5 protein-coding genes and 1 tRNA gene are annotated in these 9,457 nt (G+C 71.1%); 2 read left to right on the top strand and 4 right to left on the bottom strand.

Annotated features, from left to right (window positions below; genetic code table 11):
* Nucleotides 1–1,526 precede the first annotated feature (1,526 nt).
* Nucleotides 1,527–1,751, top strand: coding sequence for a DUF6381 family protein (locus ACNPQM_RS42805; RefSeq protein WP_358862337.1), 225 nt, complete (start codon nucleotides 1,527–1,529; stop codon nucleotides 1,749–1,751).
* A 1,487-nt stretch (nucleotides 1,752–3,238) separates the two neighbouring features.
* On the opposite strand, the gene ACNPQM_RS42800 is transcribed toward ACNPQM_RS42805, so the two are convergent.
* From ACNPQM_RS42800 to ACNPQM_RS42790, 3 genes are all read right to left on the bottom strand, one after another.
* Nucleotides 3,239–4,444, bottom strand: coding sequence for an MFS transporter (locus ACNPQM_RS42800; protein ID WP_418088252.1), 1,206 nt, complete (start codon nucleotides 4,442–4,444; stop codon nucleotides 3,239–3,241).
* Nucleotides 4,445–5,092: 648 nt separating this feature from the next.
* Nucleotides 5,093–5,755 (bottom strand): response regulator transcription factor, encoded by a 663-nt coding sequence (locus tag ACNPQM_RS42795; RefSeq protein WP_358862340.1) that lies wholly within the window; start codon nucleotides 5,753–5,755, stop codon nucleotides 5,093–5,095.
* Nucleotides 5,752–6,879: a sensor histidine kinase gene (locus ACNPQM_RS42790; protein ID WP_418088251.1), complete on the bottom strand. Its 1,128-nt coding sequence runs from the start codon at nucleotides 6,877–6,879 to the stop codon at nucleotides 5,752–5,754. The genes ACNPQM_RS42795 and ACNPQM_RS42790 overlap by 4 nt, the downstream gene beginning before the upstream one ends.
* 791 nt (nucleotides 6,880–7,670) lie before the next feature.
* On the opposite strand from ACNPQM_RS42790, the gene ACNPQM_RS42785 reads away from it, so the two are divergent.
* Nucleotides 7,671–7,744, top strand: a tRNA-Trp gene (locus tag ACNPQM_RS42785).
* Nucleotides 7,745–8,456: 712 nt separating this feature from the next.
* Here ACNPQM_RS42785 and bla read toward each other — a convergent pair.
* Nucleotides 8,457–9,404: a class A beta-lactamase gene (bla, locus tag ACNPQM_RS42780; RefSeq protein ID WP_418088250.1), complete on the bottom strand. Its 948-nt coding sequence runs from the start codon at nucleotides 9,402–9,404 to the stop codon at nucleotides 8,457–8,459.
* Nucleotides 9,405–9,457 lie beyond the last annotated feature (53 nt).

Here is a 9,457-nt window from a genome sequence, read left to right as displayed (position 1 = left end):
TGCTCTGTGTGGGTGGTTAAAACGACAATATGTGTGGTGGTGTTGGTGTTGGTGGGGGTGGGGGTGGGAGTGTGGGGGTGGTTCCCGGCGATGGTGGGAGTGTGTCGTGAGTGTGTTTTCGAGGGTTTTTGGGCGGTCGAGGGGTTCGGTTGATGGGGTGGTGTTGCGGCGGCTTGAGGAGTGTGTGGCGGGTGCGGGTTTCTGGGTGGTGAGGATGCCGTGGGAGGCGGCTCGTGTGGTGCGTAGGGTGCGGGTGTTTTCTTTGGTGGGGGCGGTGTTGTGTCTTGTTGTGGGGCTTTTGGTGTGGCCGGTTGTTGGTGGTTCGTCGGTGTTGGCGGCGCAGGTGTTTGTGTCGGTGTTGTCGGGTTGTGCTGCGTTGGTGATTGTTGTGCCTCATGCCAGTGGTCTGAGTGATCGTGGTGATGAGTCGATCAGGTTGTGCAGTGCGTATGGTGCGGTGTATCGCGAGCTTTTGGAGGTGCGGGGGCGGCTGGCTGCTGGTTCTTTGGATGATGTGTCTGATGTGGCTGAGGTTATTCGCCGGTTTGAGTGTGTTGAGGAACGCAGGGACGCGTTGGTGCTGCCGGCTGGGGGCGGGCATGTGGGTGGTGTGAGGGTGGTCGGGGGTGGCGGGCGGTGGGGGCGTGCGGGTCTGGGTGGGGTGCGGGGGGTGACGGGTTCGTTGTTGCCGCCGGTGAGGGTGGGTGGGTCGGGCGGGCGGTCGGTGGGTGTTGATGACGAGGCTGTTCTTGCTGCGCTTGTCTGTGTGTTGACGAGTGGGGGTGAGCTGCGGCGGGTGCGGTGGTATTCCAGGGTTTCGTCGTTTGTGGTGTATCGCTTGTTCCGGGGCCGGTCCCGGTCCGGGGTTGGGTCTGGGTCCGGGGTTGGGGCTGGGGTTGGGTCTGGGTCTGGGTTTGGGGTGGTGTCTTCGCGGGGTGGTGTTCGCGGGTTGGGGTCTGTTGGTTCGGGCCGTCCTCGGCTTGGTCCGGGTAGGGGCCGCGGGGGCGGTGACGGTGCGGGTGTTGGTCTTGGGGGTGGTGACGGTGCGGGTGTTGGTCTTGGGGGTGGTGACGGGCCGGGTTCTGGGGTGCGGCTGGTGCGTGATGGTGCCGGTGTTCCTGTGGTCCTTGGTGTTTCGTCGGGCGGCGGCCGGGACGCGGGGGCGTGAGGGTGAAGGGGTTTGCCCGCCCGTAAGGTCCCTCGCAAGGGTGGTGTGTGGTGGGGAGGGGCGTTGCATGTTCCTGCCGGGGTGTTGGGGTGTTTCACCGGGAGGGCTGAACAGGGTGGGTGTCCGGTGGTGTGTGGTGGGGAGGGGGGTGTCAGGGCTGCTTGGGCGGTCAGGATCGTATGGCTTGGGTGGCGGGGGTCGTGGGGGAGGGGGTGTGTGGGGTGTGTTGTTGATGTGACGTGTTCTTTTCAGGGCTGGTTGTCTGTGGTGATTGCGCAGGGTGACGTTCCGGGGTGCGTGGGCGGGGCAGCGCTGGTTGGCTGCGTGGTGTCCCACCCTCACCTTCTCAGGAGTGATGATGAGTGTTGCAGGCGAGTCCGCCAGTCGTGCGCAGCAGATGCAGGACAAGGTCCGTGAGTTGAACGAGCGTGCTGAGCGGTCGAGTGATCCCAAGGAACGCCGCAGGCTGCACGATGAGGCCCGGCGCATGCAGGAGCAGTCGATGAAGGAGGGCGGGCGTGGGGCCGAGGGCAGGCCCGGGCGTCGTGCCGGCGGCCGGAAGGATGAGTTCCCGTCCGGGTGACGCACTGTTCGTGTCCAGCGGTGCCGATGGCCTCCCCTCGTACCTTTGGGGGGAGGCCGTTTGTGCTGGGTGGAGGTGACGGACAGCCGGCAGGAACTGCCGTACCGGGGGCACCGGGGGCACCGGGGGCACCGGGGCTACCGGGCCCGGGCTACCAGGGCCACCGGCGCTACCAGGGCCACCAGGGCTACCGGGCCGGCGCTACCGGGGCCATCGGGGCTACCGGGGCACCGGGGCTGCTGGCTGCTGGGTTTGCTGGTGGCTGTTGTCGGTGTTCGTGCGGGGGTGCGCGGCGTGGTGTGCGGTTGCGTGCTGGTCGAGTGGGTGCTGCTGGTGTCCTTGCCTCGCGTGCCGGCCATGGGTGCGTGCTGTCTTGTCTGGCGCCGGGGTAAAGCTCCGGCGTACCGGGTCAGTCGGAGCAATGGCAGGCTGAGCCCATGGGTGCAGGGTGTGCTGTGGTGTTCGGTGCCGTTGTCGGTTCTGTCGCCGCTCTCGGTGCCGCGGCCGTGTGCGGCCGGGCACAGCCACGGGCACAGCTATGGGCACGGCATGATCGGTGCCGGTGGTCAACGCCGCCGCGAGGGATGCACTGGCTGCCTCGGCGCGTTTCCCCGATCGCGATGGTCGGTCCCTGGGGCGCCACTGCCGGTGTCACGCCCGGTTTCGTCCGTGGGTGTGTGTTCGTCCGTAACGGCGTTGTGGGCAGTTTCCGGGTCGTCGACGACTACCGCGACGGGTGGTAGCAGGGCCGTCTGCATCCGTGGAAACCCCGGCCCGTCGGAATCGGGCCGGGGTTTCCGGCATGCGGGGGACACATCGCGGCGGTGCCCGGTCCCTGGCGGCCGCACCACGTGCGCGGCCCACGCCCGGTGTCCCATAACACCTGCTACGCCATACTAAGTGTTTGCCGAGTCGCCCGCGTGTCGCGTTGGGCGGACTCGGTCGGCCGTAGTCCTGTGAACGCGGTCCCAGGTGCCTGGTCGCCGGGCCGGGCTGTGTGGGGCTGTCCGCGATCACGCTCGCGGCCGAGATCGTGCAGGGCCTTCCGTACGGGTGCGTGCCGGGCCCCGCGCGCGCCTGGTATGACCCGGACGGCAAGGGGCGCGGGTCCTGTCGTCGAACTGTTGTCCGCCCGCCCGTGGTGTCGGGCCTGCCTGCCCGTGGTGTCGGGCCTGCCTGCCCGTGGTGTCGGGCCTGCCTGCTTGTGGTGTGAGCGCCGTGCGCACTGCGCGGTCGCGCCTGCGGCCCGGCGGTATTGTCACCGGCCTGTTGGTCGGGCCCGGCACGGCGGGGGCCTGAGGTGTGTGTCTTGCCTCTTGTTTGGCGGGTGCGGGTGCGGGTGCGGGTGCGGGTGCGGGCACCTTGGGGTGTGGGCGGGGCGGGGCGGTCAGGCGTGCGGCGGTGCGGGTGCTGTCGGCCGGCTCTGTCTCTTGTTCTTCGGGGCCTGAGCCCGGCCGAGCCCGGCCTGAGCTCGCTCGCGGTCGGGCTCAGGCCCGTGCGGGCGGGTGCCGCCACAGGTAGCCGCCCGCTGTGGCGGCCAGCAGTGTCACGCAGCCTGCGAACACCAGGCCTGCATTGCGTAGTCCCAGTGTCACCGCCAGCGCGCCGATCCCGATGACGGGTACCGAGATTCCCGCGTACGCGACGACGAAGAACGCCGAGATGGTGGCACCCCTGTGGGTGGGCGGAGCCAGCGTGCTCACCACGGTCAGGCCCGCCCGGAAGGCCAGGCCCTGGCCGATGCCGCCTGTCACGGCACCGACCAGGAGGACCGGCAACGATGTCAGCAGCAGCGACGCTCCCACCGTGAACAGGCCGGCCACCAGCACCAGGCAGCCGACGGGCAGGGCGTTGCGTGTGCCGACGCGGCCCATCAGCAACTGCCCGCAGGCCGAGGCACAGAAGACGCAGAAGACGACGGCGCCGGACACGGCCAGGTTGTGGACGCCCAGTGTCTGGGTGAGGAAGGCCGGGGCGACTGCGGTGAACAGGCCCAGGAGCGAGAATCCGGCGAAGGCGGCGAGTGCGCAGGGCGCGAACACACCGCGTACCTCGGCCGGGACGACCATGCCCTGCGGCCGCAGCGGGGGCCTGTCCCTGCTGTGGTGCACGGTCTCGGGCAGCAGCGAGGTGACAGCCACCGCGGCCGCCAGGAGCGCCAGATGGGTCAAGAACGCAAGGTGCAGCGGCCACGGCGCGTACTGGGCCAGGGTTCCCGCGACCAGGGGGCCGAGTCCCAGACCGCCCATGTTGGCCGCGGTCGCGGCGAATCCTGCGCGCTCACCGCGCCCGGTGGGTGCCAGTTCCAGTACGGCGGCCGTGCCCGTACCGCTGAGCAGTCCGGCGGAGAACCCCGACAGGACACGACCGGTGAACAGCAGCGGCAGCCCGCCCTCGAGCAGGAAGCACACCGCGCTCAGCGCGGCCAGCCCCAGCGCGCACAGCAGGACCGGGCGGCGGCCGAGAACATCGGAGAAGCCGCCGGCCCAGAGCAGCGCGGCGATCACCCCGATGGCGTAGACGGCGAACACCACGGTGACGACCAGTTCGGAGAAACCGATCTGCTCACGGTAGAGCCCGTACAGCGGTGTCGGCAGGGTCGTGCCCATCATCCCGACCGCGAAGACACCCGCTGCAGCCAGATATCCGGGCCCGGCGGTGCCCTGCTGACGGCCCGTTTCCTGGTTGGTCACAGCTCACCATAGGCGCCGGGCGGGGCGCGCACGGGCGGCGGCTTCGCCGTGGGCGGGCCGATGCACAAGCGCCACCAGCACGGCGGCGCCCGCTGCTGCCCGCTGCGCCACCGGATCACCGGCCCCGTTCATCGCCCTCGCTGGGCCAGGATCTTGCCCAACGGGTTCCCCTCTGCCCCCCCCCAAAGTCCACCGCCGCGACGCGGGGGAGCGGGCGGCCGTCAGGCACTGCCGGCAGCCCGCCGCGGGCACCGCTGAGCGCGGGCACCGCGGGCAGCCCGCCGCGGGCACTGCCGGGCGGCAGACACTGAGGGCTCGTGCGCAGGCTCATTCGGTCGGTACCACCCGGCCGCGCGGCAGTTGCGAGCCCATTCGGCCCCGTCTGCCGCGCGGCCGCACTGCAGCGGGAGGGATCGGGGGCAGCATGGAAGCGGAAGCCCGCCCGGGAGCCCTTCGCACGTCGACCGGGCGGGCCGCCGTTGCGAGCCGGCCTTGGCGCCGGCGGCTGCCGCATACGGCCATGGCGGTCTGCCGGGGTCAGCAGGGCGGCGCTGCCGGCCGGCCCGGGCAGCGCCGGCCTGGCCCGGCGGCCTGGCTGCCACTGCCCACGCCGCCGGGCCGGGGGCACCTGCAGCCGGACCGTGGATGTCAGCAGCTGCGCGGGGCCACCAGACCGGATTCGTAGGCGAGGACGACGAGTTGGGCGCGGTCGCGGGCGTGGAGCTTGTTCATGGCCCGGTTGATATGGGTTTTCGCGGTCAGTGGGCTGATCACCATGTGATCGGCGATCTGGTCGTTGGACAGGCCCCGGGCGACCAGAACGACGGCCTCGCGTTCACGGCTGGTCAGCTCGTCCAGCCCGGTGCCGTAACTGGCGGGCGATGGCTGGGTGACGTACCGGTTGATCAGCTTGCGGGTGATCGACGGTGCGAGCAGGGCGTCACCGCGCGCGGCGACGCGGACGGCATGCAGGAAGTCTTCCGGCACGATGTCCTTGACGAGGAATCCGGCAGCGCCGGCGCGCAGCGCGTCGAAGACGTATTCGTCCAAGCCGTAGTTGGTCAGGATGACGACGTGCACCCCGGCCAGGGCCGGGTCCGCGGCGATCCGCCGGGTCGCCTCGATGCCGTTCACGGCCGGCATCTGGATGTCGACGAGCGCGACGTCGGGCAGGTGCTTTCTGGCCAGCGCCAGACCCTCCATCCCGTCGGCGGCCTCGGCCACCACCTCGATGTCGTCCTCGACATCGAGAAGCGCACGGAATCCGCTGCGAAGGAGTGGCTGGTCGTCGACCAGCAGGACACGGATCACGATGTTCGGGCCACGGGGAGTTCGGCCCGGACGGTGAAGCCGCTTTCGCCGCGCGGCCCGGCGCGCAGCCGGCCGCCGAGCGCGGTGACACGCTCGCGCATCCCGAGCAGTCCGACGCCAGGCGCCGCGGCGGTGTCCGGCGTCGCCTTGCCGTCGTCATCGACCCGTACGACCAAGGCATCGGGCCGGTAACCGATCCGGACCGACGCGGTAGCGGCACCGGCATGCCGGGCGACGTTGGTCAGCGACTCCTGAACGATCCGGTACGCGGTCCGGCCCACCGCGGCCGGCACGTCGTACCGCTGCCCTTCGATCGTCAGCGTCGCGTCCAGGCCGATGGTCCGAGCCCGTTCCACCAGTTCCGGGACGTGGCCGAGCCCGTGCGGCGGGGTTGTGCCGTCGTCGCGCAGCGCCTCCAGGGTCGCGCGCAGTTCCCGGGTCGCCTCACGTCCGGCCTCCTGAATCGCGAGCAGGGCCTTGGGCACCTCCTCGCCGCGCCTGTGGGCCAGGTGGACGGCGACTTCGGCCTGCACCTTGATGACCGAGATCTGATGGGTGAGCGAATCATGCAGTTCCCGCGCAATGTGCAGCCGCTCCTCATCAGCGCGACGCCGCGCGGTCTCCTCCCGGGTCCGCTCGGCCTCGTCCGCCCGCCGCTCGGCCTGCCGCAGCGCTTCCCCCGCAGCCCCGGCCGCGATCAGCCAGGCTATCTCCAGGGCGCCGCGGGCCTGCGCGAACGCCTCGCCCACGTTGTGCAGTCCCGACGCCAGGGCCGCCAGCGGGAGAGCAGCCAGCAAGAACACGCTCGCCACCACCGTGATGATGCGGTGGCCCTCCCGCATCGCGGCGTACACCGCGAACAAGTACGCGACGGCAGGCACATCGAAACCGGCCGCCTGATAACCCACCGCGCACAGCGCGGTGACGGCCAGCACGAGAACTGGAGCCCGGCGGCGTGCGGCCAGCCCCAGGCCACCGGCCGCCAGCAACACGTAGCCGAGCAGAGCGACGTTCGTGGCGGAGCGCCCCCCGGACATCCCGGCGACCAGCAGCGCCGCCGCCACACCGACGGCGATCGCCCCGTCTCTGACATCGGCCGGGACACCGAACCGTCCTGTGCTCATGCCCGAACCCTAACCGGACGCCGCTGCGGGCGAGTCCCGCTTGCGCACGAGCGGCCGGCTACCGCGCCCGTCGTACCTGCGCCGCACCTGCGGCATCCGCGGTAGCCGGGGGCGCCATCGGCGCAAACGCAACGTGTCTGCGCCTGCGGGACGAACAGGCCGCGGATGCGCAGGACATGATCAGGCGGCGTTCAGCACTGAACAGGGCAAGGAACACCTCATGCCGGTCGGATCCGTCCTTGCCGCACCGGCGTCCGCGCACGTCTTGGCCCAGCAGGCCGCCGTTTCTTACACCGTGACCCCCGAGCGGATCCGGGCCTTTACGGCCGCGGTGCCGGCGCTGACCGGCGCGGTCGAAATTCATGAACCCCTTTTCCGGCTCGCTGACGGACACTCACTGCCTGTGAACCGGTGCACCCGTGCGGTCCGTTCTCGGGTCAGGCACACATTTTTTTGTGAAGACGGCCGGCAGGGTTCGCCTCGTCGTCACCCAAAGCCGAGGTGTTCAGCCGGCCCTGCCTGCGATGTTCGAGCACGACCGGCCGAGGTCCCGCGCCAGGGCGCGCACGCGTGCGACCCGCTGCGCGTGTACGGCCTTGACGAAGACCGCGGGCCCCCCGCGATCCCCCCGGCACGAGCCGGCCACGGGGCGGTGCGCCAAGTCGACGTGGCTGCCGACGCACACCCGACGCGGTGGGTGAACCCGAAACCGCTGCTGCGCTCGCACCCGGCCACCGTCAAAAATTCCCTGGATCCGGGCTCGCCGCCCATGACAAACTGACGCGCACCGAAGGGGCGTAGCTCAGATGGCCAGAGCGCCGGTCTCCAAAACCGGATGCCGCAGGTTCGATTCCTGCCGCCCCTGCAACCGCTCACAACTGCCAGGTTCTTGGGCCTGCGCCACCGTCCGGGACCACCGGCGCGGTGACCTCCTGGCCTCGATGACCGTGCGCATCGGATACGGGACCGTTTTGGGGCCGCAGCCCTGACCCACGAACTCCTCCACGGGCACCGGCAACCAGGACCGGGGACGCACTTGCCCAGCCTCCTCGGCGAAGTGGCCGCCGTGCTGCGCACGGTCTGACACCGCGGCCCGGACGGTGGCCCGCCTGGTCGACCACCGCGGCCCGGATGGTGGCCCGCCTGGTCGACGGGGCATGGCCCGGCCCGGGAACCGGATGGCTCGGGCACATCCCTTAAGGCCGCCCCGGCCCGGAACTTCTGCACCATCGCGCTGGGCATCGGGCGGTCATCCGGCCGAGGCGATCTCGTCGACGCCGGGAGCACGCAACGGATGAACTGCAGCCTGGCACAGAACGGTTCAGGGCGACGTATCACCTCACCCGACCGTGATCCACCAGCAGGATCATGTCGCGGCAGGACCGCCGGCCCGTGCCGCGGCTGGACAAGAACCCGCCCCGACGGGGCGAAGAGCGACCCCGGGTCCTGCCGTACGGACAAGTCTGCGCGGGACCGGGCCACGGCGCCTTCGGGCCCCGGGCCAAGGGGCGCGCCGGGCGCCGTCGTGCACGCCGTCGAAGAACGCATGCAGGTCACCCCGGGTGCCGGCTCGGTGGTCAGCCAAGGGCCGCGGCCAGAACGCCCGCCGTCCTTGCGACCAGTGGGTCGTCGGAGGGGGCATCCCGGCCGGGCTTGGTGGTCATGACGGCCAGGACCACCGGCGGGCGGCCGGGGGGCCAGGCGACGCCGGCGTCGTTGTTGCCGCCGTAGCTGCCGCCGCCGGTCTTGTCGGCAAGGGTCCAGCCGACGGGAAGCCCGGCGCGCAAGCGTTCACCGCTGGTGGTGTTGGCGAGCAGCCAGCCGGTGAGCAGCCGGCGGTCGCGGGGGACGAGCACGTCGCCCAGAACGAGGCGGGCGTAGGTCCGCCCGATCGCGCGAGGTGTCGTGGTGTCCGTCTCGCGCCACGGCTCCGCCGAGTTCAGCTCGGGCTCCCACCGGTCGAGACGGGTGACCGGGTCGCCGACGCAGCGGCACAGGCGGGTGATGGCGGCGGGGCCGCCCAGTTCCCGGAGCAGGAGGTTGGCCGCGGTGTTGTCGCTGTGCGTGATGGAGTACCTGCACAGGTCGGCGACCGTCATCCCGCGGGAGAGGTTCTCGGACCTGCCGGTGACCGGCGAGTGGCCGCAGGCCTGCACGTACGGGGCGGTGTAGCGGATACGGCGGGCCAGGAACTCGCCGCCGCGGTCCAGATCGCGAAGGACCGCAGCCGCGCCGATGGTCTTGAACAGGGAGCACATCGGGAAACGCTCGTCCGCCCGGTACACCACCGTGCGGCCCGTGGCGGTGTCATGGGCGTACGCGCCGAGCCGGGCGCCGTGCTCCCGCTCCAGGGCGCGCAACTGCCCGGTGACCCCCTGCGCCGCGCCGGGCGCGGCGCAGGCGGCCTGCGCGGAGGGCGGCGGGGACGCAGCGACCGGGGCGGCTGCGGCCCCTGCCGCCAGGGCGGCCCCGGCGGCCAGGACCGTCCGGCGGGTCGCACGGGCTTTGACGGATCGCACAGTCATGTGCCTTCCTTCGTACGGCAGGACGTCTGCCATGACATCAGCTCCCGCCCGGC

Origin of the sequence: Streptomyces sp. NPDC056231 (assembly GCF_048270745.1) — a bacterium.
Classification (GTDB): Bacteria; Actinomycetota; Actinomycetes; order Streptomycetales; family Streptomycetaceae; genus Streptomyces.
The sequence above is the reverse complement of the archived record's forward strand: the minus strand, read 5'-3'. Positions and strand labels throughout refer to the sequence as shown.

Excerpts from the sequence above, each read along its gene's own strand:
- ACNPQM_RS42805 (WP_358862337.1), top strand. The coding sequence starts at position 1,527 with ATGAGTGTTGCAGGCGAGTCCGCCAGTCGTGCGCAGCAGATGCAGGAC.
- ACNPQM_RS42790 (WP_418088251.1), bottom strand. The coding sequence starts at position 6,879 with ATGAGCACAGGACGGTTCGGTGTCCCGGCCGATGTCAGAGACGGGGCG.
- bla (WP_418088250.1), bottom strand. The coding sequence starts at position 9,404 with ATGACTGTGCGATCCGTCAAAGCCCGTGCGACCCGCCGGACGGTCCTG.